At 59.3% G+C, this 23,263-nt stretch carries 23 protein-coding genes; 21 read left to right on the forward strand and 2 right to left on the reverse strand.

Translation table 11 applies throughout. The features are described from left to right. The 21 genes from IMCC20628_RS06840 to IMCC20628_RS06940 all read left to right on the forward strand — a co-directional run bounded on the left by IMCC20628_RS06840 (position 1) and on the right by IMCC20628_RS06940 (position 22,128). Positions 1-1,533 (forward strand): ABC transporter substrate-binding protein, encoded by a 1,533-nt coding sequence (locus tag IMCC20628_RS06840; protein WP_047029596.1) that lies wholly within the window; start codon positions 1-3, stop codon positions 1,531-1,533. Positions 1,534-1,597: 64 nt separating this feature from the next. Beyond that, a complete protein-coding gene (locus IMCC20628_RS06845) occupies positions 1,598-2,608 on the forward strand; it encodes an ABC transporter permease (RefSeq protein ID WP_280949427.1) in 1,011 nt (336 codons plus the stop codon). Beyond that, entirely contained in the window at positions 2,601-3,452 is an 852-nt protein-coding gene (locus IMCC20628_RS06850) for an ABC transporter permease (RefSeq protein WP_047029597.1), read from the forward strand. Before IMCC20628_RS06845 ends, IMCC20628_RS06850 begins: the two co-directional genes overlap by 8 nt. Further along, positions 3,449-4,327 (forward strand): ABC transporter ATP-binding protein, encoded by an 879-nt coding sequence (locus tag IMCC20628_RS06855; RefSeq protein ID WP_047029598.1) that lies wholly within the window; start codon positions 3,449-3,451, stop codon positions 4,325-4,327. The genes IMCC20628_RS06850 and IMCC20628_RS06855 overlap by 4 nt, the downstream gene beginning before the upstream one ends. Further along, a complete protein-coding gene (locus IMCC20628_RS06860; protein ID WP_047029599.1) occupies positions 4,317-5,141 on the forward strand; it encodes an ATP-binding cassette domain-containing protein in 825 nt (274 codons plus the stop codon). The genes IMCC20628_RS06855 and IMCC20628_RS06860 overlap by 11 nt, the downstream gene beginning before the upstream one ends. A gap of 59 nt (positions 5,142-5,200) precedes the next feature. Continuing rightward, positions 5,201-6,361, forward strand: a complete 1,161-nt coding sequence (locus tag IMCC20628_RS06865) for an aminotransferase class V-fold PLP-dependent enzyme (protein WP_047029600.1) — start codon at positions 5,201-5,203, stop codon at positions 6,359-6,361. A gap of 143 nt (positions 6,362-6,504) precedes the next feature. Continuing rightward, on the forward strand, positions 6,505-8,799 hold the full coding sequence (locus IMCC20628_RS06870; RefSeq protein ID WP_047032338.1) for a bifunctional salicylyl-CoA 5-hydroxylase/oxidoreductase: 2,295 nt from the start codon (positions 6,505-6,507) through the stop codon (positions 8,797-8,799). A 2-nt stretch (positions 8,800-8,801) separates the two neighbouring features. Beyond that, positions 8,802-9,563: an SDR family oxidoreductase gene (locus IMCC20628_RS06875; protein WP_047029601.1), complete on the forward strand. Its 762-nt coding sequence runs from the start codon at positions 8,802-8,804 to the stop codon at positions 9,561-9,563. Then, positions 9,560-10,060 carry a MarR family transcriptional regulator gene (locus IMCC20628_RS06880; protein WP_245307890.1) on the forward strand — a complete coding sequence of 167 codons (501 nt, stop codon included), beginning with the start codon at positions 9,560-9,562 and terminating at the stop codon, positions 10,058-10,060. The genes IMCC20628_RS06875 and IMCC20628_RS06880 overlap by 4 nt, the downstream gene beginning before the upstream one ends. A gap of 4 nt (positions 10,061-10,064) precedes the next feature. Further along, positions 10,065-10,868, forward strand: a complete 804-nt coding sequence (locus IMCC20628_RS06885; protein ID WP_047029602.1) for an enoyl-CoA hydratase family protein — start codon at positions 10,065-10,067, stop codon at positions 10,866-10,868. Then, positions 10,868-12,034: an acyl-CoA dehydrogenase family protein gene (locus IMCC20628_RS06890; RefSeq protein WP_047029603.1), complete on the forward strand. Its 1,167-nt coding sequence runs from the start codon at positions 10,868-10,870 to the stop codon at positions 12,032-12,034. Before IMCC20628_RS06885 ends, IMCC20628_RS06890 begins: the two co-directional genes overlap by 1 nt. 1 nt (position 12,035) lies before the next feature. Further along, a complete protein-coding gene (locus IMCC20628_RS06895) occupies positions 12,036-13,664 on the forward strand; it encodes an AMP-binding protein (RefSeq protein WP_047029604.1) in 1,629 nt (542 codons plus the stop codon). A gap of 37 nt (positions 13,665-13,701) precedes the next feature. Then, positions 13,702-14,112, forward strand: coding sequence for a RidA family protein (locus IMCC20628_RS06900; RefSeq protein ID WP_047029605.1), 411 nt, complete (start codon positions 13,702-13,704; stop codon positions 14,110-14,112). A 4-nt stretch (positions 14,113-14,116) separates the two neighbouring features. Next, the gene (gene kynU / locus IMCC20628_RS06905; protein WP_047029606.1) at positions 14,117-15,310 is read left to right on the forward strand and encodes a kynureninase; all 1,194 of its coding nucleotides are present in this window, start codon (positions 14,117-14,119) and stop codon (positions 15,308-15,310) included. Continuing rightward, positions 15,307-16,149, forward strand: a complete 843-nt coding sequence (kynA, locus tag IMCC20628_RS06910; protein ID WP_047029607.1) for a tryptophan 2,3-dioxygenase — start codon at positions 15,307-15,309, stop codon at positions 16,147-16,149. The genes kynU and kynA overlap by 4 nt, the downstream gene beginning before the upstream one ends. Positions 16,150-16,299: 150 nt before the next feature. Then, entirely contained in the window at positions 16,300-17,391 is a 1,092-nt protein-coding gene (locus IMCC20628_RS06915; protein WP_197078406.1) for a cupin domain-containing protein, read from the forward strand. Positions 17,392-17,460: 69 nt separating this feature from the next. Next, positions 17,461-18,663, forward strand: coding sequence for an ABC transporter substrate-binding protein (locus IMCC20628_RS06920; RefSeq protein WP_047029609.1), 1,203 nt, complete (start codon positions 17,461-17,463; stop codon positions 18,661-18,663). Between the two features lie 144 nt (positions 18,664-18,807). Continuing rightward, the gene (locus IMCC20628_RS06925) at positions 18,808-19,581 is read left to right on the forward strand and encodes an ABC transporter ATP-binding protein (protein ID WP_047029610.1); all 774 of its coding nucleotides are present in this window, start codon (positions 18,808-18,810) and stop codon (positions 19,579-19,581) included. Then, positions 19,578-20,297: an ABC transporter ATP-binding protein gene (locus tag IMCC20628_RS06930; protein WP_047029611.1), complete on the forward strand. Its 720-nt coding sequence runs from the start codon at positions 19,578-19,580 to the stop codon at positions 20,295-20,297. The genes IMCC20628_RS06925 and IMCC20628_RS06930 overlap by 4 nt, the downstream gene beginning before the upstream one ends. Next, a complete protein-coding gene (locus IMCC20628_RS06935; protein WP_047029612.1) occupies positions 20,294-21,184 on the forward strand; it encodes a branched-chain amino acid ABC transporter permease in 891 nt (296 codons plus the stop codon). Before IMCC20628_RS06930 ends, IMCC20628_RS06935 begins: the two co-directional genes overlap by 4 nt. After that, positions 21,184-22,128 carry a branched-chain amino acid ABC transporter permease gene (locus tag IMCC20628_RS06940; protein ID WP_047029613.1) on the forward strand — a complete coding sequence of 315 codons (945 nt, stop codon included), beginning with the start codon at positions 21,184-21,186 and terminating at the stop codon, positions 22,126-22,128. Before IMCC20628_RS06935 ends, IMCC20628_RS06940 begins: the two co-directional genes overlap by 1 nt. Before the next feature lie 24 nt (positions 22,129-22,152). Here the strand turns inward: IMCC20628_RS06940 and IMCC20628_RS06945 are convergent, their stop codons facing one another. Both IMCC20628_RS06945 and IMCC20628_RS06950 read right to left on the reverse strand, forming a co-directional pair. Continuing rightward, the gene (locus tag IMCC20628_RS06945) at positions 22,153-22,551 is read right to left on the reverse strand and encodes a thioesterase family protein (protein WP_047029614.1); all 399 of its coding nucleotides are present in this window, start codon (positions 22,549-22,551) and stop codon (positions 22,153-22,155) included. A gap of 207 nt (positions 22,552-22,758) precedes the next feature. After that, on the reverse strand, positions 22,759-23,169 hold the full coding sequence (locus IMCC20628_RS06950) for a host attachment family protein (protein ID WP_047029615.1): 411 nt from the start codon (positions 23,167-23,169) through the stop codon (positions 22,759-22,761). Positions 23,170-23,263: the final 94 nt, after the last annotated feature.

A 23,263-nucleotide genomic window follows, 5' to 3' on the forward strand; every position in this document is an offset into this window, starting at 1 on the left:
ATGAAACAGATTTCGCGTCGCACGATACTCAAGGGCTCGGCAGCAGCGCTGGCGATCAGCGCCTTTGCCGGGCCGTCGTTTGCTCAGGGCATCGATGAACTTGTCATCGCCTATAATGTGAACTTGCCGTCTTGGGATCCGACTGTCGGCCCGTCGGCGGTCAATCCGACAATCCAGGGGATCTACCAGTCGGTTTTCGACCAGTTCATCCTGCAGAAGCCCGACCTGTCGCCGGCGCCCGGTCTTTTGACCGATTGGGGTTGGAACGATGACAAGACCAAGGTCATGATGACGGTGCGCGAAGGCGTCACCTGGCATGACGGGTCGCCATTTACCGCCGAAGACGTCGCCTGGTCGTTGACCCGTGCGGCTGACGAGACAACCGGCAATCCGATCCAGTTCATCTGGTCGACGCTGGCCAACATCAAGGCCGAAGGCAATGTGGTGACGGCTGACGTCGCCCGCTTTGAGCCGACGATCTTCAAATGGATGTACTTCCTCACCGGCTATGTGTTGCCCAAGGCCTACTATGAAAAGGTCGGCGCGGACGGGTTTGAAGCTGCTCCGATCGGCACCGGCCCCTATATGGTCGACAAGTTCGAGCGCAATGCGTTTGTGCGGCTGAAGGCCAACCCGAACTACTGGGGCGGCAAGCCTGACTTTGAAACCGTGACCATCAAGTTTGTCACCGACGCCGCAAGCCGCGTCGCCGAAATTGAATCCGGCAATGCCCACGTCACGCTGGAAATGCCCTACGAGGAATATGACCGCCTCAAGGGCGGCAACGGTATCGTCGGCACTGCCGCTCCGATTTCCGACATTGGCATGATCTTCCTCAATGACATCGATGTGATGCTGGATCCGAACGTGCGCATGGCTGCTGCCATGTCGATCGACAAACAGCTGATCATCGACCGGTTGCTGTCAGGCTACGGTGTTGCCCTTGATACGCTGGAGACGCCTGAATACACAGCCTACGATGCGTCGATCAAGGTTCCGTACAATCCTGAAAAGGCCATGGAACTGCTGGCCGCTTCCGGCTACTCACCGGAAAACCCGGTGAAGTTCAAGATCCAGACCACGCGCGGCTTCAAGCCGAAGGATTATGAAATGATCCAGGCCATTGTCGGCCTGTGGCGCAAGGTCGGTATCGAAGCCGAAATCGAAGTCTACGAAATCGCCAAGCATTATGAACTGCGCGCCGCCGACCAGCTCGCACCGGCTGCGTTCTACAACTGGGGCAACTCGGTTGCTGATCCGACGACATCGACCGGCTTTGCCATGTTCGGCCCTACACCGCATTCGGTGTGGGACGGTCAGGATCTCATCGACATGATCGGCCCGCTCTGGGGCGAGGCTGACGAAGAGAAGCGGATTGATGGCTGGAAGGCGGTCGACAAGTACATTGCCGACAACGCGCTGGTGATCCCGCTGTTGCAGTATGTGCAGCCGATCCTTCATGCGGATGGCATCGAAGTGACGCCGCATGCTTCGGGCGCACTGCTTCCGCATCTGATGAAGCGGGTTTCGTAAGCCTCGACTATAAATACGGACCGCCGCCACAGTGCGGCGGTCCTGTTTTTCAGGACATTTTGATTTGAAATTGTTGCGCGCGACCTTGCTTCGCCTGATGACCATGTCGGTTACCCTGATCGGGGCGGCCGTGGTGGTGTTTTTTGTTATCCGCGTGGTGCCGGGCAATCCCATTGCCATGATGCTGCCCCCGGGCGCCACGGACGAGGATGTGGCGCGGCTGACGGCGCATTACGGGCTCGACAAATCGATCATCGAGCAATTCGGGATCTGGTTGGGCGGCGTCTTGCATGGCGATTTCGGTACTTCGATCTCGTTGCGCCAACCAGTGATGCCGTTGGTGCTGGGACGGCTTCCTGCGACGCTGGAACTGGCGATTTTTGCGCTGGTGATTGCCGTGGTGATTGGCGGCACTCTGGCGCTGACAGGCGTCAGGCACCGCGAGACCCGCACTGAAACTGCCGTCGATGTCGCCAACGGGGTTGGGTTGTCGATCCCGGACTTTCTCTGGGCTTTGATCCTGATTGTGCTGTTTGGCGTGCTGATGCCGGTGTTTCATATCTCCGGGCGGATCTCGCCGTCGCTCGATCTGCCCTTTGTCACCCAGTTCTATGTGTTCGAGAGTATCGTGCGGTTGCGGTTCGATCTGTGGTGGGACCTGCTCAAGCACATGTTCATGCCGGCCTTGGCGTTGGCAATTCCGCTGGCGGCGATCATCAGCCAGCTACTCAAACAATCTCTCAAGGAAACCATGCATCTTGATTATGTGACGCTGTCGCGGACCAAGGGCTACAGCGAAAACCACGTTATCCTGTCCGAGGCGCTGCCCAATGCGGTGTTGCCGACGCTGACGCTGATTGGTGTGCAGTTCACCTTCTTGATCGGTGGCACAGTGATCATCGAGCGATTGTTCTCCTATGAAGGGCTTGGCAACATGGCGATTGACGCTGTCATCAACCGCGACCTGCCGCTGATTCAGGGCATCGTCATTGTCTTTGCGCTGCTGTTCACCATTATCAACCTGGTTGTCGACATGACCTATGCGCTGCTTAATCCGAGGTTGCGTCATGCTTGATGGCCGCGGAAGTGTAAGCCGGCGTCTTGGCGCGCGGTTGTGGCTGTCAGGGCTGTGGCTCGGGCTTTTTGCCCTGCTGGCGCTGTTTGCGCCCTTGGTCAGTCCGCATGATCCGCTGGCCCAAGACCTGTTCGCAGGGCGTTTGCCGCCGTTCTGGCAAGCGGGTTCGGACCCCGCCTATCTGCTGGGGACTGACAGCCTTGGCCGTGATGTGCTTTCACGCCTGATCCATGGTGCGCGGATCGCCTTCGCGGTGGCGCTTGTCGCCGGGCTGGCGACGGCGTTTGTCGGATCGGCACTGGGGCTTCTCGCAGGTTATATGCGCGGCTGGGTCGATGTGGTGATTTCGCGGCTGGTCGAAATCTGGATGGCGTTTCCGCCGGTGCTGTTCGCGATCCTGCTGATTGCGGTGCTGGGCACCGGGCTGACCTCGATCATCATTGCCATCGTGGTGATCGACTGGACCCGGTTCTGCCGCGTCGTGCGCGCCGAAGCGATGAACCAGTCAGCCATGGATTATGTCTCAAGTGCTGTCGTCGCGGGCCGGCCGCGGCGCGATATCCTGTGGCGGGAGATATTGCCCAATGTGTTGCCGACCATCGTGGTGCTGTCGACACTGGAAATGGGCATCGCCGTGATCGTCGAAGCGATCCTGTCGTTCGTCAATCTGTCGATCTCCACCGATGCACCGACCTGGGGCGGGATGATTGCCGAGGGACGCACCTCGATCCATCAGGCCTGGTGGGTGCTGGCGTTTCCGCTGGGTGTCTTGTTCCTGACCGTCCTGTCCTTCAGCCAGTTTGGCGAAGGTCTCAAGGACCGCTTTGATCCGGTGCTGCGATGAGCGCGTTTCTGACTGTCAACAATCTGTCTGCAGCCTTGCACGGCTACGATCAACGGGTGCTGCGCTCGGTGTCGTTTTCCATCGATACCGGTGAAGTGCTCGGTCTGGTCGGCGAAAGCGGCGCCGGCAAGAGCATGATCGGCAAGGCCATTCTCGGCATATTGCCGTCGGCGATCTCGATTGTCGAAGGCGAGATCCTGCTCGACGGGCAGGACTTGCAGAAGATGAAGCCGGCCGACAGGCGCAGGCTGATTGGTGCGACAGCAGCATTGATCCCGCAGGATCCGCTGACGGCGCTCAATCCGTCACGGCGGATCGAGCCGCAGATCACCAACCGGCTGGTTGATATTCTGGGCTGGACCAAGACCAATGCCCGGGTGCGGGCGCTGGAACTGCTCAACGAAGTTCATATCGACAACCCCGAACGGGTGATGGCAAGCTATCCGCATGAATTGTCGGGCGGCATGCGTCAACGCGTGCTGATCGCCTCGGCCTTCGCCGCCAATCCCAAGCTGGTGATCGCCGACGAGCCGACCACGGCTCTCGATGTCACCGTGCAAAAGCAGATCCTGAAACTGATCCGCGAGCTTCAGGCACGTCATTCCACGGCTATGGTATTTGTCACCCATGATCTTGGCGTCGTCTCGAAGGTCTGCCAGCGCTTGTCTGTGCTTTATGGCGGCAAGATCGTCGAGAATTCCAGTGTGCCTGATTTCTTCAACGGTCCGCAGCATGCCTATTCACGGGCGCTGCTGGCGGCGACGCCGAAATACACCGATCCGGATGCATCGCTGCTGCCAGTTGATGACGCGGTGATAGACGCGGTGGCCGCAGAGGTTGTGGCCGCTGACAAGGAGTGGCGTCATGGTGCATGAAACCGGAACGGATAAGGATATTCTGTTTTCAGCCAGATCGCTTGAGGTGGCGCTGCCGGACATGGGGGCAAAGCCGGTTTTCGGCCGGGCGCCACTGATCCGGATCATCAATGGTATTGATCTCGACATTACCCGTGGCTCTGTGCTTGGCATTGTCGGCGGTTCGGGATCGGGCAAGTCGACGCTGGGGCGGGCATTGCTGCGGTTGATCGAGCCAACAGCCGGAACCATTTTGTTCGACGGTCAGGATATCACCCATCTGAACGAAGATGCGCTTCGCCCGATCCGGCGACGCATGCAGATGATTTTCCAAGACCCGATGTCGTCGCTCAATCCGCGCAGACGGGTGGGGGCGATCATTGCCGATCCAATGCAGATGCATGGCTTTGACGGGATTGATGGCCGCATCGACGAGGCGCTTGACCATGTCGGCCTGCCGCGCAATTTCCGCAGCCGCTATCCGCATGAGTTGTCAGGTGGGCAGCGGCAGCGGGTCGGGATCGCCCGGGCGATTGCGCTGAAGCCGGAATTCATTCTGGCCGATGAAATTGTCTCTGGCCTTGATGTGTCTTCGCAGGCGCAGGTGCTGAATGTTGTTGCGGATCTGGTCAAGGAACTTGGCTTGACACTGGCCTTCATCAGCCATGATCTGTCGGTAATCCGGCGGCTGTGCGATCGAGTGATGGTGCTGCAACGCGGCAACATTGTCGAATATGCCGATGCCGACCAGTTGTTTGATGCGCCGCAGGCGGCTTATACGCGTGAATTGCTTGACGCGATTCCGCTACCCAATCCGCAGCAGGCAGGCTGGTAAGACCGAAAAGATAACGGATTTGGCAGCACTTTTGATAGGTGAGGCCCAAGGAGATGGACATGACGGACACAACAGGCCAGCGCGACACCGATGGGTCAGGTTACTTTCTCTATCATTCAATCGGGCAATATCCCGACAAGGCCGTTGATATGGCCAAGTCCCTGACCGCTTTCGCGGAGTGCTGGGGTGCGCCAAATGACGATCAATGGGGCTATGCGCTGGGCCAGAGGCAGCGCTTCATCGATCTGTGGAGCCAGTTGCTCAAGGCGCCATCAGCGTCGCTGACCACAACGGAAAATGTCACATCGGCGCTGGCTGCATTAATCATGGCGCTGCCCAGGGATGACCTTGAGGGCAGGGTGGTGCTGGTGGCGGGCGACTGTTTCCCGAGCCTGCATTTCCTGCTCACCGGGCTGGCCGACCGCTACGGATTCACGCTGCGCACAGTGCCGCTGCGCGATGGCGCCAATTGGGTTGAGGACGAAGATGTCATCGCAGCCTGGGGTCCCGAGGTCGGGCTGGCGTTGCTGACCTGGGTCAGTTCCACCTCTTCGCACCGTTGTGATCTCACCACGCTGATGGCGCATGGCCGCAAGCAGGGTTCGGTGATCGGCGTCGACATCACCCAGGCTGCCGGACTGATCGATTATGACTGCATGGCTGTGGCCGCCGATTTTTCGATTTCGACCAGTCTCAAATGGATGTGTGGATCTCCGGGGGGCGGCATCCTGCAGGTGATGCCGGATGTCATCGCCCGCTGTCAGCCGAGCCTGCGCGGCTGGTTCAGCCAGGACAATATTTTCTCCTGGGACATCAACACATTCGCCTATGCGCCGGATATCCGGCGGTTTGACAATGGCACGCCCTCTGTGATGGCCTGTGCGGCCTCGGTTCCGGCGCTGGAATGGCATGCGTCTCAGGATTGGAGCGCGCAGCTTGAAAAGAATCGCGCCTATTGCACCCAGATCATTGCCGCCTCCGACGCCGCCGGTTTCGAACTGGCCTCCCCGCGGGATGCTGATCACCGCGGCGGCAGCGTGATGATGAAATTGCCCGATGATACCGATCCGCAAGGCTTGCTGGCTGACCTGCGCGCTCGCTCGGTTTTTGCCGACGCGCGTGGACCGCTGCTGCGCTGTTCGCCTGGGTTCGTCACCACTCAGGCCGGTGTCGACCGGTTGGCAGTGGCGCTGGGCAGCCTCCGGCGCAATTCGGTCTAGCCTGATTTGCCCGGTGTCGTCAGGTTTTTGGCCTGATTGCGCCGGGTGTGGATATTATCCGCGACATAAAAAGTTTATGCTTGAAATATCTCCTGTCAGGCATATGATTGTGGCAATTGAAAATCATGCTGGAGGTGCGGAACATGAAGGTAGCTTGCTTGGGCGGTGGTCCCGCTGGCCTCTATTTCGCAATCTCGATGAAGCTGCGCGATCCGTCGCATGAGGTTGTCGTCATCGAGCGCAACAAGGCCGATGACACCTTCGGCTGGGGTGTGGTTCTTTCCGACGAGACCCTGGACAATCTGGCTGAAAACGACCCAGTCAGCGCTGCCTCGATCCGTGAGCACTTTGCCTATTGGGACGATGTCGCTGTCGACTTCAAGAACACAAAGACCGTTTCGACCGGCCACGGCTTCTGCGGCATCGGCCGCAAGAAACTGCTGTTGTTGCTGCAGGCGCGGGCCAAGGAGCTTGGCGTCGAGTTGCGGTTTGAAACCAATGTTTCGAGTGCCGCCGATTACGCCAAGGATTTTGACCTGGTGGTGGCCGCTGATGGGCTAAATTCGCGCACCCGCACCGAATTTGCCGACAAGTTCCAGCCCGAAATCGATGTGCGCAAGTGCCAGTTCGTCTGGCTCGGCACGCATCAGAAATTCGATGATGCTTTCTCCTTCATCTTCGAGGAAACCGACAAGGGCTGGCTTTGGGCTCATGCCTATCAGTTCGATGATGAGACCGCGACGTTCATCGTCGAGTGCACCCAGGAGACCTTCGACGCTTATGGCTTTGGTGAGAAGAGCCAACAGGAAACCATCGCCATCTGCGAGAAGATTTTTGCCAGGCATCTGGGTGGTCACAGCCTGATGACCAATGCCAATCACGTTCGCGGCTCGGCCTGGATTCAGTTCCCGCGGGTGCTGTGCGCGCGCTGGAGCCATGAGAACATCGTGCTGATGGGTGACGCTGCGGCGACAGCGCATTTCTCCATTGGCTCGGGCACCAAGCTGGCACTGGAAAGCGCGATTTCGCTGGCCAACGACCTGCATTCCGAACCGACCTTGGAAAAGGCCTTCGCCAAATATGAAGACGAGCGGCGGCTTGAAGTGTTGCGGCTGCAGTCGGCGGCGCGCAACTCGATGGAGTGGTTCGAGGAAATCGAGCGCTATTTCCACCTCGATCCGGTGCAGTTCACCTATGCGCTGCTGACCCGTTCACAGCGTATCAGTCATGAAAACCTGCGCATGCGCGATGCCGAATGGCTCGAAGACGCCGAACGCTGGTTCCAGACTCAAGCCGAGGTTTCGGCGCAGGCGCCGCTGCGGCGGCCGATGTTTGCGCCTTACAAATTGCGCGACATGAAGCTCAAGAACCGCATCGTGGTCTCGCCGATGGCGCAGTACAAGGCGGTCGATGGCTGCCCGACCGATTGGCATCTGGTGCATTATGGCGAGCGCGCCAAGGGCGGCGCCGGTCTGGTTTACACCGAGATGACCTGCGTATCGCCGGAAGGCCGGATCACCCCGGGCTGCCCCGGGCTCTACGCCCCGGAGCAGGAAGCGGCATGGGCGCGGATCGCTGCCTTCGTTCACAGCGAGAGCGAAGCCAAGATCTGCATGCAGATCGGTCATTCCGGCGCCAAGGGCTCGACCCAGCTCGGCTGGGAAACCATGGATGCGCCGTTGAAGGACGGCAACTGGCCAATCCTGTCGGCGTCCGACGTGGCCTGGTCGTCGGCCAACCAGACGCCCAAGGTGATGGACCGGGCGGATATGGACATGGTGCGCGACCAGTTTGTCGCCGCCACCGAAATGGCCGACCGCGCCGGGTTCGACATGATCGAAATCCACATGGCGCATGGCTATCTGCTGTCTTCCTTCATCACCCCGCTGACCAACCGGCGCGACGACGAGTATGGCGGCAGCCTGGAAAACCGCATGCGCTATCCGCTTGAGGTCTACCGGGCCGTGCGCGAGGCCTGGCCGCAGCACAAGCCGATTTCGGTGCGTATTTCAGCCAGCGACTGGGTCGAAGGCGAAGGCGTTACGCCACAGGAATCGGTCGAGATCGCACGCATGCTCAAAGATGCCGGCGTTGATATCTGTGATGTTTCTGCCGGCCAGACCTCCAAGTTGGCCAAGCCGGTCTATGGTCGCATGTTCCAGACGCCGTTCGCCGACCGGATCCGCAACGAAGCGCAGATGGCGACCATGGCGGTGGGCAACATCTACGAACCCGATCACGTCAATTCGATCCTGATGGCCGGCCGCGCCGATCTGGTCTGCCTGGCCCGTCCGCATCTGGCCAATCCTTACTGGACCTTGCATGCTGCAGCGGCGCTGGGCGACCATGACGAAAAATGGCCCGATCCCTATCATCCCGGACGTGACCAGATGTGGCGTCTGGCCGAGCGCGCCGACACCATGCTTGGAAAGGTCTGACCATGTCGGAACTGTTGGGGCATCACGCGATTGTCACCGGCGCCGGGTCAGGCGTGGGAGAAACAATTGCGCTGGCCTTGGCGGCACGCGGCGCGCGGGTGACGGCCATCGGACGTCGTCTCGAGCCGTTGCAGGTTCTGGCGAAGAAGGATGACAGAATCACGGCCGTTTCCGCCGATGTCACCGACGCCAATGCCATGGCCGCTGCAATAGAAGAGGCCATTGAGATCAATGGCGTGCCGACAATCGTCATCGCCAATGCCGGATCTGCGGAAAGCGCACCCTTTCACCGCACCAGCGTCGAGAGTTTCCGCTCCACGCTCGATGTCAATTTGACCGGCGTTTTCAATACCTTCCAGTCTGCTTTTGTGAAAATGAATCGGAAGCAGCCAGGCCGCCTGATTGCGGTTGCATCGACAGCCGGTCTGAAGGGCTATCCCTATGTCAGCGCCTATTGCGCCGCCAAGCACGGGGTCGTCGGCCTGGTGCGCAGCCTGGCGCAGGAATTGGCAAAGACCGGTGTGACCGTCAACGCCATCTGCCCGGGATTTACCGACACGCCGATGCTTGAGCGGTCGATTGACAACATTGTTGAAAAGACCGGACGATCACGGTCAGAAGCGGAAGCCTCGTTGCGCGATGTCAATCCACAGGGCAGGTTCATTCAGCCGGATGAAATCGCGGAAACGGTGATCTGGCTTTGCAGCGATGCCGCGGCCTCCATGACGGGCCAGGCAATCTCATTGTCGGGAGGGGAAACATGACCAAAAGCGCAGCAGCCCAACAGACCACAATGGAGTCCGGCGCCAAGGACAAGGCAGCGTCAAAGGCGCGGCTGCGGCTATGGCTGAAGCTTCTCAAAGCCACAAAGCACGTCGAGGGCGAGTTGCGGGAAAACCTGCGCGTCTCTTTCGATACCACGCTGCCGCGCTTTGATGTGATGGCAGCACTCTACCGTGCCGAAGCCGGTCTCAAGATGAGTGAATTGTCGAGTGTGCTGCGGGTTTCCAACGGCAATGTCACCGGCATTGTCGACCGGCTGGTCGATGACGGCGTACTGGTGCGGGTTCCGGTCGACAATGACCGTCGCGCCACCACGGTGCGGCTGACCAAGGCGGGACGCGAGCAGTTTGCAGTGATGGCTGTCAGCCATGAGGCCTGGGTCGACACCCTGCTTGAAGGCATCGATGCGAGCGAAGTCAAGGATATGTCAGATCAGCTTGAGCTCATCGCCCGCAAGAGTTCCAAGGGAAAGGCCTGAATTCATGACGACAGATACCCCCAAGACCTTCCGATTGAGCCTGACCGATGGTGTGGCCGAAATCTCGCTGGACCGGCCGGAGCGGAAAAATCCTCTGACATTTGAAAGCTATGCCGAGCTGCGCGACTGGTTTCGCGGCCTGGTCTACCGGGATGACATCAAGGTGGTGATCTTCGGCTCCAATGGCGGCAATTTCTGCTCCGGTGGTGATGTGTTCGAGATCATCGGACCGCTTGTCGACAAGGACATGAAGGGCCTGCTCACCTTCACCCGGATGACCGGCGATCTGGTCAAGGCCATCATTGGCTGCGGCAAGCCGGTGATTGCGGCGGTTGACGGCGTCTGCGCCGGCGCCGGGGCGATCATTGCCATGTGCAGCGATTTGCGGATGGCCACGCCGGAAGCCAAGACGGCATTCCTGTTCAACCGTGTCGGGCTTGCCGGCTGCGACATGGGCGCTTGCGCCATCCTGCCGCGGATCATCGGACAGGGCCGGGCGGCTGATCTGCTTTACACCGGCCGTTCGATGAGCGCCGAGGAAGGCGAACGCTGGGGCTTTTACAATCGCGTCGTCGCGGCGTCCGAGATCGAAGACGAAGCGCGCAAGCTGGCCCGGCGGATCGCTGACGGTCCGGCATTTGCCAACATGATGACCAAGACCATGCTGGCGCAGGAATGGAACATGGGCATCGAGCAGGCGATCGAGGCCGAAGCCCAGGCACAGGCAATCTGCATGAAGACCGAGGATTTTCGCCGCGCCTATGAGGCCTTCGTATCGAAACAGAAACCCGTTTTCGAGGGCAACTGATGTCAGACCGCAGCTTTCTTGCCTGGCCGTTTTTCGATGCACCCCACCGGGATCTGGCTGATCGCGTCGATGAATGGGCGACCGCCAATATTGTCGATATTGACCATTCCAATGTCGATGATGCCTGCAAAGCGCTGGTCAAGTCGCTTGGCGATGCAGGATGGCTCAAGTTGAGTGCTGTCGATCCGACTGACGAGAACTCGCGCATTGATGTGCGGAGCCTGTGCATTCTGCGCGAAACCCTGGCTCGTCATGACGGGTTGGCCGATTTCGCATTTGCCATGCAGGGCCTCGGCACCGGTGCGATCTCGCTGTTCGGTACGTCGGCGCAGAAAACCGAGTGGCTGACGAAGACCCGTGCAGGCAAGGCTTTGTCAGCCTTTGCGCTGTCAGAACCGGCTTCGGGGTCGGATGTGGCCAATATCGCCATGACCGCAACGCGTGATGGCGATGAATATGTTCTGGATGGTGAAAAGACCTGGATCTCCAATGGCGGCATCGCCGATGTCTACACCGTTTTTGCCCGCACCGGCGAAGCGCCGGGCGCCAAGGGGTTGTCGGTTTTCATCGTGCCGGCCACCACGCCGGGTCTCGAGATTGCCGAGCGGCTTGAGGTGGTTGCGCCGCATCCGCTGGCACGGTTGAAATTTACAAACTGCCGGGTGCCTGCCACGGCAATGATCGGCAAGCCCGGTGAGGGATTTCGCATCGCCATGTCGGTGCTTGATGTGTTCCGCTCCACCGTTGCTGCTGCGGCACTGGGCTTTGCCCGCCGGGCGCTTGATGAAAGCCTCGACCGGGTCAGCGAACGTCAATTGTTCGGCGCGCCGATGAGCGACCTGCAAATGGTGCAGGGGCACATTGCCGAGATGGCGCTTGATGTCGACGCCTCGGCGCTGCTGGTCTACCGGGCGGCCTGGCTCAAGGATCAGGGCGCGCCGCGCGTCAGCCGCGAAGCCGCAATGGCCAAGCTCTATGCCACCGACCATGCCCAGGATGTGATCGACAAGGCGGTGCAGCTGCATGGCGGCGACGGCGTCCGCAAGGGTCATATCGTCGAAAGCCTGTACCGGGAAATACGCGCTTTGCGGATTTATGAGGGCGCATCAGACGTCCAGAAGGTCGTGATCGCGCGGCAGACATTGGCCAATTCCAAGGGGGTATAAAATGCTGGGACCATCGGGGCATGTCGATACGTTCACGCGGGACAACCTGCCGCCGGCTGAGCAGTGGCCGGATTTGCCGCTTGATGGTTTTGAATATCCGGAGTGGCTGAATTGCGGCTATGAGCTGACCGATGCGATGGTGGCCAGGGGATTTGGCGACCACACCGCGCTGATCGGCAATGGCCGGATCAGGACCTACAAGGAACTGACCGACTGGACCAACCGCATGGCCCATGTGCTGGTCGAGGATTACGGCGTCAAGCCGGGCAACCGCATCCTGATCCGCTCGGCCAACAACCCTGCCATGGTGGCAGTGTGGCTGGCGGCGACCAAGGCCGGTGCCGTGGTGGTCAACACCATGCCGATGCTGCGCGCAGCCGAGTTGGGCAAGATCGCCGACAAGGCGGAAATCACGCTGGCGCTGTGCGACACGCGACTGATGGACGAGATGGTGGCCTGCGCCAAGGTAAACCGGTTCCTGGACAATGTCGTGGGCTTCGATGGCACGGCCAATCATGATGCCGAACTCGACCGTCTGGCGCTGTCGAAATCTGTTCGCTTTGACACCGTGAAAACCGGACGAGATGACGTGGCGTTGCTTGGTTTCACCTCCGGAACCACCGGCATGCCAAAAGCGACGATGCATTTTCACCGCGACATGCTGATCATCGCTGATGGTTATGCTAAGGAAGTGCTCGGCGTGACGCCGGACGACGTGTTTATCGGCTCGCCGCCGCTGGCCTTCACCTTCGGACTGGGCGGCCTGGCGGTGTTCCCGCTGCGCTTTGGCGCGGCCGCGGCCCTGCTTGAGCAGGCGACGCCGGCCAACATGGTCGAGATCATCCAGAACCACAAAGCCACCGTCTGCTTTACCGCACCGACCGCCTATCGCGCCATGCTGGCGGCGATGGAGGAGGGGGCGGATCTGTCCTCGTTGCGCGCTGCGGTATCGGCCGGCGAGACCTTGCCCGGCCCGGTCTATGAGCAATGGATGGAAAAGACCGGCAAACCGATGCTCGATGGCATTGGCGCCACCGAGATGCTGCATATCTTCATCTCGAACCGGTTTTCCAATTCCCAGCCTGCCTGCACCGGACTGCCGGTCGGTGGCTATGAAGCGCGGATCGTTGACGAGAACATGACCGAATTGCCGCGCGGTGAAGTGGGCCGGCTGGCGGTGCGTGGCCCGACCGGATGCCGCTATCTCGCCGATCCGGAACAGCAGCAGAAATATGTCCGCGATGGCTGGAACTTGACCGGCGATTCCTTCACCCAGGACGAGGACGGCTTCTTCCATTTCGCCGCCCGCAGTGACGACATGATCATCTCGGCGGGCTACAACATTGCTGGCCCTGAGGTTGAAGCCGCACTGCTGGCGCATGCCTATGTCGCCGAATGCGCCGTGGTGGGTGTTCCCGACGAGGCGCGGGGCCAGATCGTTCAGGCGCATGTGGTGCTCAAGGCAGGCTCTGTGGCGGACGCGCTGATGACCAAGCTGTTGCAGGACCACGTCAAGCAGGTAATCGCGCCCTACAAATATCCCCGGTCGATCATCTTCACCGAAACACTGCCAAAGACACAGACCGGCAAGATCCAGCGTTTCAGGCTGCGGTCCGGCGACGCGGCTTGAAGCAGACAATCCCAACACATAAACGAGGAATTTCATCATGATCGAAGCAGTCAATCCACCGGATTGGGAGAAGCCAAAGGGCTACTCGAACGGCATGCTTGTTGACGGCGAGCGGCTTTACACCGGCGGCCAGATTGGCTGGAACAAGGATCAGGTCTTCGAGCACACGGATTTCGTGGGCCAGCTCGAGCAGACACTGGCCAATATCGTGGCAATCGTGCATGCCGCGGGTGGCGAGGTCTCTGATATTGTGCGTCTGACCTGGTTCATCACCGACAAGAAGGAATATGTTGCACGCCAGAAGGATGTCGGCGCTGCCTATCGCAAGGTCATGGGCCGGCATTTCCCCACCATGTCGGTGATCGTGGTCGCCGGTCTGATCGAGGATGCGGCGATGGTCGAAATCGAGGCGACAGCGGAAATCGGCAAGTCGCAGAAGGAAGCGTGATGTCATGACTGATTTTTCAGCAAGCCGGGCCAAGTTCGATCTTCCTGCGGGCATCACCTATCTCGATGGCAATTCGCTCGGGCCCTTGCCCAAGGCTGCTGTTGAACGGGCCCGCAAGACAATCGCCGATGAATGGGGCCCGATGCTGATCACCGGCTGGACCAAGGCCCAGTGGATGGATCTTCCGGCGCGTCTGGGCGATCGAATCGGCCGTCTGATCGGTGCGCCCGCGGGCAGCACCGTGGTCGGCGACACCTTGTCGATCAAGGTCTACCAGGCGGTCGCCTCCGCGGTGGAACTGCGTCCCGGACGCAAGATCGTGCTGTCCGACAACGGCAATTTCCCTAGCGATCTCTACATGGCCGACGGTCTGCTCAAGAGTCTGAAGCAGGGGCATGAGTTGAAGATCGTCGATCCGGAAGCCGTGGCTGATCATATCAACGAGGATGTGGCAGCCGTGATGCTGACCCAGGTCGATTACCGCACCGGCCGGCTGCACGACATGAAGGCAATCACCGCCAAGGCCCATGCCAGCGGCGCGGTGATGATTTGGGATCTGGCGCATACCGCCGGTGCGTTGCCGATTGATCTGACCGGCTGCAACGCCGACATCGCGGTCGGCTGCACCTACAAATATCTCAATGGCGGCCCCGGTGCACCGGGATTCATCCATGTACGTCCGGATCTGATCAATCAGGTTCGTCCGGCGCTGTCGGGCTGGCTCGGACATCAGGCGCCGTTTGCGTTTGATCTCGATTACCGTCCAGGCGAGGGCATCAGCCGTATGCGCGTCGGCACGCCACCGGTGATCCAGATGGCGGTGCTGGATGCAGCACTTGATGAATTCGATGGCATCGCCATGGAAGACATCCGCAGCCGCTCGATCGAGCTGTCCGAGCAGTTCATTGCCGAGGTCGAAGCCGGCTGCAAGGAAGTGAAGCTTGCCAGCCCACGTGATCCGCATGCGCGCGGTTCGCAGGTCTCATTCCGCTTCCGCGAAGGCTATGCGGCGATGCAGGCGCTGATCGCCCGCGGGATCATCGGTGACTTCCGCGCGCCCGACATCATGCGCTTCGGCTTTTGCCCGCTCTACAATACGCCCGACGAGGTCTGCCATGCGGCTGCCGCTTTGTGCGAGATCATTGCAACAGGTGAATGGGACCAGCCGGCGTTCAAGACCCGGAAAGCCGTCACATGAGCGAGCCCAAGGACTACGACCCTTCCAAGGAAGGGGCGGAGATGAATTTCGACGGCCGCATGTCCTATGGCGACTATCTTTGCATCGACCAGATTCTTGGTGCGCAGAAGGTCAGGACCGACGCCCATGACGAGATGCTGTTCATCATCCAGCACCAGACTTCGGAACTGTGGATGCGGCTGGTGATCCATGAAATCACCGCTGCACGAGAGGCCATCAAGGGCGATCATCTGCAGCCGGCGATGAAGACCCTGTCACGGGTTTCGCGGATATTCGAACAGCTGAACTCGGCCTGGGATGTGCTCAGGACCATGACGCCTGCCGATTATACCCATTTTCGCAACAAGCTCGGCCAGTCCTCCGGTTTTCAGTCGCTGCAATACCGGCTGATCGAATATGCGCTGGGAAACCGCAATCACGCCATGATGCGTCCGCATGCACATGTCCCGGAAGCCATGGCCAAGCTCGAAGCCGAACTGGCCCAGCCAAGCCTTTATGACGAAGCCATAAGACTGGCGGCAAGGCGTGGCGTTAACATGCCTGACGAGGTGCTGTCGCGCGATGTGCGCAATACCCACGAGCTGCATGATGGCGTGACTGCTGGCTGGAAAGTGATCTACGAAGACCCGGAGAAACACTGGGCGCTTTATGAGGTTGCCGAAAAGCTGGTCGATCTGGAAGACTATTTCCGGCGCTGGAGATTCAACCATGTCACCACGGTGGAGCGGGTGATCGGGCTCAAGCGCGGCACCGGCGGCACCGGCGGCACCAGCTATCTTCGGCGCATGCTGGATGTGGAGCTGTTCCCGGAACTCTGGCGGGTACGCACCGAATTGTAGACGGGCGGCACAGTTTAGGGCTAATTATTTTAGCCTTGAAATATCTATTGGCTTCGATAGTCTCGAAATGCCGTAGAAATTAGGGGGTTGGCGTCATCGCGAATGACCAACCCGGATCGAAAACGGCGAATGGTCGCTTGGGAGAGCAGTTTGGACACACGCGCGGAAATCAGGTTGCCGACATCGGAATTGCGGGATGATCTGCCGTTCTTCACCAAGACGCTAAAAATGCGCCTCGACATGATTTATCCTGCGGATAATCCCGAGGTTGCGGTTCTCTCGGGCCACGGCCTGCGAATCCGCATCCAGAAAGACGCTCCCGAAGCGCCTGGAACCTTGCGCATCCTGACCGATGATCCGGACAGTTTTGCTGATGGCAAGCGTGAATTGATTGCGCCCAATGGCACACGGATCGAAATTGACGAACTGAATCCACCATTGGTGATGCCTGAAACCAAGCACGCTTTCGTGGTTCGGCGGTTGGCGGATCAAGCGCCATGGGTCATTGGCCGGGCAGGCATGGAGTACCGGGATCTGATTCCAACACGGCTGGGCGGCGCGATGATCGCCTCGCACATCCGAGTGCCGGACGGCCCGGTGCCTGACATGGTTCACTTCCACAAGGTCGGGTTCCAGTTGATTTTCTGCATCAGCGGCTGGGTTGACGTGCTTTATGAAGACCAAGGCGGCACGCGCCGTCTGCACGCCGGTGATTGCTTCATCCAGCCACCGCAGATCCGCCACAAGGTCTTGCACGCGGCTGAGGGGATCGAGGTCATCGAGATTGGTGTGCCGGCCGATCATGTCACCGAAATCGATCATGATATGGAACTGCCTACTCCGCACGAGCGGCCGGACCGCGAATGGGATGGGCAACGCTTTGTGCACAGCCTTGTCAAAGACGGCACCTTCAAGCCTTTCCGCATTCCCGGCTTTGAAGCCCGCGATACAACCATCAATGCCAACACCAAGGGCGTTGCCTCTGTGATGGTGGCGCGGCCTTCGGGGACCAGCAAGCCGGTCTGGACCAAGCATGAAGGCGATATCCTGTTCAACTTCGTGATGTCTGGCAGCATGATGCTGGAAGGCGAGGGCAAGGAGCCGTATCGTCTTGAAAAAGGCGATGCTTTTGTCATTCCGCCGCGTATGGCGACACGCTATAGTGACCCGAGCAGCGATCTCGAACTGCTGGAAGTTTCGCTTCCCGGTTCATTCGAAACACAGGTAACCGACGAAATCTGAGCGTTTTTAATGGAAGCCCGCGGGGCGCTCACGTAGCATAGGGCATAATAATTCAATGGGAGCAGTAAAATGAAAAAGACAATTTATGCAGTGGCGGTAGCGGCTTTGCTCGCGTCCAGCGCCTCAACTTTCGCCGCCGACACCAAAATCGGCCTGTTGATGGATATCACAGGTCCAATCGCCAGCTTCATTCCGCCATTGCAGAACGCTGCCAATCTGGCTGTTCAGCATGTCAATGAGAATGGCGGACTGCTTGATGGCCAGGCAGTGCCGGTTTACGGCGACACCACCGGGTCGTCGCAAGGCGCAGTCGATGCCGCCGGCAAGCTGATCAACATTGAAAATGTGCCGATCATCATGGGTGCGCTGATGTCGGGAACGACCATCGCCTCCGCCGAAGCTGCCGCCATTCCGGCTGGCGTCGTGCAGATTTCGCCGACCGCAACTTCGCCGGCCATGACCGACATCAAGGACAATGACCTGCTTTACCGGATTGTCCCTTCGGACAACTTTCAGGGCAAGGTTCTGGCCAAGATGGTGATGGATGAAGGTCTCACAAAGGTTGCCGTGACCTTCGTCAACAATGATTACGGCGTTGGCATCGGCAGCACATTTGTCGCGGCCTACAAGGCGCTTGGCGGTGAAGTCGTGGCCGAGGTCAAGCACGAGGAGAAGAAGAACTCCTACCGGTCCGAGCTCGCGACCCTTTCGAAAGCCGGCGGCGACGCACTTGTGGTGATTGCCTATGCGGGCGATTCAGGCGGCAAGATCGTCAAGCAGTCGATTGAAGGCGGGTTGTTCACCAAGTTCGTCGGCACCGACGGTCTGCGCGACGAGTCACTGATTGCCGATATCGGCGCGGAAGCACTGGCTACCTCGTTTTTCTCGGCACCGACTTCGCCAGCCGACAACCCGAACCAGGCTTCGCTGCACGAACTCTACACCGCAGCTTACAACGAACCTGCCGACAAGCCTTTTGTCGATCAGACCTACGATGCCACGTTCATGGCGCTGCTGGCCATTGAGCAGGCCGGTTCGGCTGACCGCACCAAGATGGCTGCAGCACTGCGCGCCATTGCATCGGCCCCCGGTGAAAAGGTTGGTCCTGGGGACTGGGCCAAGGCCAAGGCGCTGATAGCCGAAGGCAAGGACATCGATTATGACGGCGCCGGCGGCAATTACGATTTTGATGAAAACGGCGATGTTGCCGGCTTCATCGGCAAGTTTGTCGTTGATGGCACTGTCTACAAACAGATCGCCATTGTTGAGTAATCCGGCCTGAAAATCAGGAAAAGACTTTCCCTCCCTGCAATCCGCGGGGAGGGATACAAACAAAGCGCGAGCCATCTGGTCGGACAATGACTGGTCCGGAAAGGCGTCGCCAGCGGCTTGAACAAGCCGCGATATGGGGAATATATGATTTCTGTTGAGCATGTGAAGGTGAGTTACGGCGGACCGAATGTCGTCGATGACGTCAGCTTTGACATCCCGTCCGGGCAGATCACCGGGCTTATAGGGCCAAATGGCGCGGGCAAGACCACGATGTTCAATGCCATTGCCGGTCATGTGGCACTCGCAGGCGGGCGGATCTTGCTCGAGGGCAAGGACATCACCTCGCTAAAACCGCATCAGCGGGCGGCACGAGGCCTGGCGCGCACCTTCCAGATTCCGCATGAGTTCTCGCAACTCACCGTGATCGAGAATTTCATGGCTGCAGCGGCAACGCCGGTCGGTGAAAATGTGTTCAACGTCATTTTCCGGCGCGGTCGTTTCGCTGCCGAAGAGGAGGCGACCTACCGCGCGGCGCGCGACATGGTGACTTTTCTCGAGATCGATCAGGTCAAGGACGAGAAGGCTGGCAACCTCTCCGGTGGTCAGAAGAAGCTTCTGGAACTCGGCCGGGCGCTGATGCAAAAACCCAAGATCATTCTGCTTGACGAGATCGGGGCCGGTATCAACCGCACGCTGCTCGCCAAGATTTCCGACAAGATCCTGCTGCTCAACAAGGAGCAGGGACTGACCTTCTGCCTGATCGAGCACGATCTCGATTATGTCTCCAAACTCTGCGACGAGGTCATCGTCATGGCGCAAGGAACGTTGCTGACCCGTGGGCCAGTGGATGAGGTGCGGCAGGATGCGCGCGTTATCGAAGCCTATTTCGGCGGCGGAAAATATGAGGCCCAGCCATGAGCGCGTTGTTGTCGGTCAAGGGACTGATCGCCGGTTACGGCGGTGTGCCGATCATCGAGGATATAAATCTCGACGTTCAGAAGCATGAGATTTCGGTCATCATCGGGCCCAATGGCGCCGGCAAGTCGACCTTGCTGAAAACCATTTTTGCGCTGACTGCCCGTTCGGAAGGCGAAATTCTGTTTTCCGGCAAGGATATTTCCGGGATCAAGACCGCGAAACTCGTGCCGCTCGGCATTTCCATGGTGCCGCAAAGCCGCAATGTGTTTCCGACGCTGACGGTGGACGAAAATCTCGATGTCGGCACCTATGCAGCCCCACCGAAGGACAAGGAAGCTGTGCGTGAGAACGTATTGGCGCTGTTTCCCGATCTTCGCACCAAGCTTGGCCAGGCGGCCGGTGAATTGTCCGGCGGACAACGGCAGATGGTGGCTATGGGACGGGCGCTGATGAGCGAGCCGAAATTGTTGCTTCTGGATGAGCCGACGGCCGGATTGTCACCAGCCTATCTCGAGGTCATCTTCGATCTGCTGCTTGATATCCGAAAGCGCGGTGTCACCATCCTGATGGTGGAGCAGAACGCCAAGCAGGCCTTGCGGATCGCCGACAATGGCCATGTGCTGGTCAGCGGCAAGAATTTCATATCTGGGACGGGGGATGCGCTGCTCAACGACGATGCTGTGCGGCGGTCTTTCCTCGGGGGTGCTGCGGCATGATCGATTTCATCAACTTGTACCTGGTTCCCGGGCTGACCATCGGCAGTATCTATGCGCTTGGAGCCGTGGGTATCTCGATGGTTTTCGGCATCCTGCGGTTTGCGCATTTTGCCCATGGCGACCTGATGACGCTTGGCGGCTACGGTGTGCTAACGGCTGTCTGGTTCATTCCTGTGCACCCGTTGTTGCTGCTGCCGTTCGGCATTGCGTTGGCGATCGTGGCGGCGCTGGCGGCGGACGAGTTTTTCTACAAGCCGCTTCGCAAGCTCCCGACCATTTACACGGTCATCGCCTCGTTTGGCGTGGCGCTGATTTTCCGGTCTCTGGCGCAATTGTTCTGGAGTTCGGGCAATCAGGTGTTTGTCTCGGGCGTTCGCATGCCGGTGGTGCTGTTTGACACGTTCCGGATATCCGAACTGCATATGCAGGTCATCTCTCTGACCCTGATCATCGCGATTGCGCTGCATTTTTTCCTGACCCGTTCGAAGCTCGGACGTGCCATGCGGGCGGTCTCGGACGAGCCGGAATTGGCGGCGGTTGCCGGACTTGATACCGAACGGGTGGTGCGCTGGACCTGGGTGATCGGCGCGTCACTTGCCGCCACCGCCGGGGTGTTTGCTGGCATGGACACCAGCATGCATCCCAATCTGGGCTGGAACCTGCTCCTGGCAATGTTTGCCGCAGCGGTGCTTGGCGGAATCGGCAAGCCGATGGGGGCCATTGTCGGTGGTCTGATCATCGGCGTTGCCGAAGAAACCGCGACATTCCCCTGGCTCACCGATGAGCCGTTGATTTCACCATCGTATAAATCCGCCGTCGCGTTCTTCATCATGGTGGCATTGCTTCTGTTCCGGCCGCAGGGCCTGTTCAAGGGGAGGTTGCTGTAATGGAAATGACCGGTCTGTTGTTCTATCTGGTCAGCGTGCTGATCGCTGGCGGCATCTATGCGGTGCTGTGCCTGGCGCTGAATGTGCAATGGGGCATGGGCGGCCTGTTCAATGCAGGTATCGCCGGGTTCTTTGCTGTTGGCGCCTATGCCTCGGCCATTGCCACCACCGCCGTGTCGGCTAAGCATCTTGGCGGCTTCGCTCTGCCTATCCCGTTCGGGCTCGCTGCCGCGATGATCGTGGCCGGGATCACCGGTTGGGCGGTGGCCAAGATCTGTGTCGGGCTCAAAAGCGATTATCTGGCGATGGCATCTGTCGGTATCGCCGAGATTCTGCGGCTGGTAATTGTCAATGAATCCTGGCTGACCAATGGCAGTCTCGGAATTTCCGGCGTGCCGCGCCCATTTGGCGATCTGGTGAATGGCCGGTGGGCGGATATTCTCTATCTCGCCGTTGTCTGGACCTGTGTGCTCGGCGTCTACATCCTGTGCCAGCGGCTCTATGTCAGCCCTTGGGGGCGCACCTTGCGGGCGATCCGCGACAATGAGGATTCGGCGCGCGCCGCAGGCAAGGATGTCGACAAGTTCCGCCTGCAGACCTTCGTCATCGGCTGCGCCGTCATGGGCCTGGCCGGAGGACTTTCGGCGCATTATTTCAAGTTTCTGTCACCATCAGCCACCGAACCATTGCTGGTCACATTCCTTGTCTGGGTGATGCTGATGGCTGGCGGCTCAGGCAACAACAAGGGTGCCATCGCCGGCGCCATTGTGATCTGGTTCCTATGGTCGGCGACGGAAATCTTCACCAGCCGCCTGCCACCGGAATGGATCACGCGATCGTCCTACATCCGCATGTTGCTGGTCGGATTGATTTTGCAATTCGTGCTGCAGAAGTTCCGCTCCGGACTGGTGCCGGAGAAATCACCGAAGATCAGATCAGATTAGCGAAGCCATCGGTTTTCCGCGGATTTATTCCGCGGGATCGTCCGGCAGGAATGACATGAGCTTGGCCGTCACATCGTCTGGCCAGGGCATGGATGTGTGCTTGTCGAGCCAGCTCGCAGCCAGCACCTGTTTGCCAGACCAGCGGTGTTCTCCGTCACACAGCACTACGTGCTCGACAGTCATTGACGATTTGCCGACCCTGGTGACGGTCAACTCAAAAGTCAGCTTCTCGCCGAAAAGGGATGGCTTGGAAAAATCGCAGGTCAGGTGGACGGTCGGCGTGCCCCAGCGCTCTTTCCAGATAATCTCGTGCCACGGGTAACCGATGGCCGACCAGAACTCCTCGATGACGCCGTTCAGCAGATTGAGATAGGCCGGATAATAGGCGGTTCCGGAAATATAGCAGTCGCCGAAATGCAGCATGCGGTCGGTAGCTGACAGTCATGTTCCCCCCAATACTGGTCAAAGCATCGACAGGTTTCGCATGAGGGGCGAAAAGAGGCAACTCCCGGGCCCTTTTCGCCACCAGCCTGGAACCGGCGCTGTGGGGAGGTCAGGGCGTTATGTGCAGGTGCAAAAATGCAAACGGCCGGGCATGATGCCCGGCCGGATCGTGTGTCTGGGGTAGTATCAGAGTGCGGCCAGAATCGATTTTTCGATCTGGTCGGTGGGGCTGTTGACCAGTGTCTTGGGCAGTTCCAGCATGACCTTGTCGGTGACGCTGACATGCAGGCTGGGACGGGTTTCGCCCAGCGTATCGGGATCAAGCACCAGAATCAGATGGTCGAATTTGTGCTGCTGGGCCAGATCATAAAGGTGATTGGCCAATATCTTGGCGAAGGTTGCCTCCATCGATTCCTTGGCGGAGACATCCGGGGCCTGCTTGCCGGCCGGGCCCTGGTCGGCCAGGTTGCCGGGCTCGAGGTCGTGCTCATGCTGCAGCTTGAGTTCGCCGCTCTTGCCGGAATTGCGATAGAATTTGGCGCCTTCTCCGGTGCCTACGACGATAAGGGTTTTGTGAGGAACTGGTGTGTGGGTCAATTCGATCTCCCGCTGAAAGTGAAAACTAAAATCGTTGATGCAGTATCGGCCGCAAATGCGGCGCGGTGGGGGCAGCCGCAAATGCGGTTGCCCC

Origin of the sequence: Hoeflea sp. IMCC20628, from assembly GCF_001011155.1 — a bacterium.
Classification (GTDB): Bacteria; Pseudomonadota; Alphaproteobacteria; order Rhizobiales; family Rhizobiaceae; genus Hoeflea.

What these genes read in the sequence shown, in the direction of transcription:
- IMCC20628_RS06840 (WP_047029596.1), top strand. Translation starts at nt 1, where the DNA reads ATGAAACAGATTTCGCGTCGCACGATACTCAAGGGCTCGGCAGCAGCG.
- IMCC20628_RS06850 (WP_047029597.1), top strand. Translation starts at nt 2,601, where the DNA reads ATGCTTGATGGCCGCGGAAGTGTAAGCCGGCGTCTTGGCGCGCGGTTG.
- IMCC20628_RS06855 (WP_047029598.1), top strand. Translation starts at nt 3,449, where the DNA reads ATGAGCGCGTTTCTGACTGTCAACAATCTGTCTGCAGCCTTGCACGGC.
- IMCC20628_RS06860 (WP_047029599.1), top strand. Translation starts at nt 4,317, where the DNA reads ATGGTGCATGAAACCGGAACGGATAAGGATATTCTGTTTTCAGCCAGA.
- IMCC20628_RS06865 (WP_047029600.1), top strand. Translation starts at nt 5,201, where the DNA reads ATGACGGACACAACAGGCCAGCGCGACACCGATGGGTCAGGTTACTTT.
- IMCC20628_RS06870 (WP_047032338.1), top strand. Translation starts at nt 6,505, where the DNA reads ATGAAGGTAGCTTGCTTGGGCGGTGGTCCCGCTGGCCTCTATTTCGCA.
- IMCC20628_RS06875 (WP_047029601.1), top strand. Translation starts at nt 8,802, where the DNA reads ATGTCGGAACTGTTGGGGCATCACGCGATTGTCACCGGCGCCGGGTCA.
- IMCC20628_RS06880 (WP_245307890.1), top strand. Translation starts at nt 9,560, where the DNA reads ATGACCAAAAGCGCAGCAGCCCAACAGACCACAATGGAGTCCGGCGCC.
- IMCC20628_RS06885 (WP_047029602.1), top strand. Translation starts at nt 10,065, where the DNA reads ATGACGACAGATACCCCCAAGACCTTCCGATTGAGCCTGACCGATGGT.
- IMCC20628_RS06890 (WP_047029603.1), top strand. Translation starts at nt 10,868, where the DNA reads ATGTCAGACCGCAGCTTTCTTGCCTGGCCGTTTTTCGATGCACCCCAC.
- IMCC20628_RS06895 (WP_047029604.1), top strand. Translation starts at nt 12,036, where the DNA reads ATGCTGGGACCATCGGGGCATGTCGATACGTTCACGCGGGACAACCTG.
- IMCC20628_RS06900 (WP_047029605.1), top strand. Translation starts at nt 13,702, where the DNA reads ATGATCGAAGCAGTCAATCCACCGGATTGGGAGAAGCCAAAGGGCTAC.
- kynU (WP_047029606.1), top strand. Translation starts at nt 14,117, where the DNA reads ATGACTGATTTTTCAGCAAGCCGGGCCAAGTTCGATCTTCCTGCGGGC.
- kynA (WP_047029607.1), top strand. Translation starts at nt 15,307, where the DNA reads ATGAGCGAGCCCAAGGACTACGACCCTTCCAAGGAAGGGGCGGAGATG.
- IMCC20628_RS06920 (WP_047029609.1), top strand. Translation starts at nt 17,461, where the DNA reads ATGAAAAAGACAATTTATGCAGTGGCGGTAGCGGCTTTGCTCGCGTCC.
- IMCC20628_RS06925 (WP_047029610.1), top strand. Translation starts at nt 18,808, where the DNA reads ATGATTTCTGTTGAGCATGTGAAGGTGAGTTACGGCGGACCGAATGTC.
- IMCC20628_RS06930 (WP_047029611.1), top strand. Translation starts at nt 19,578, where the DNA reads ATGAGCGCGTTGTTGTCGGTCAAGGGACTGATCGCCGGTTACGGCGGT.
- IMCC20628_RS06935 (WP_047029612.1), top strand. Translation starts at nt 20,294, where the DNA reads ATGATCGATTTCATCAACTTGTACCTGGTTCCCGGGCTGACCATCGGC.
- IMCC20628_RS06940 (WP_047029613.1), top strand. Translation starts at nt 21,184, where the DNA reads ATGGAAATGACCGGTCTGTTGTTCTATCTGGTCAGCGTGCTGATCGCT.
- IMCC20628_RS06945 (WP_047029614.1), bottom strand. Translation starts at nt 22,551, where the DNA reads ATGCTGCATTTCGGCGACTGCTATATTTCCGGAACCGCCTATTATCCG.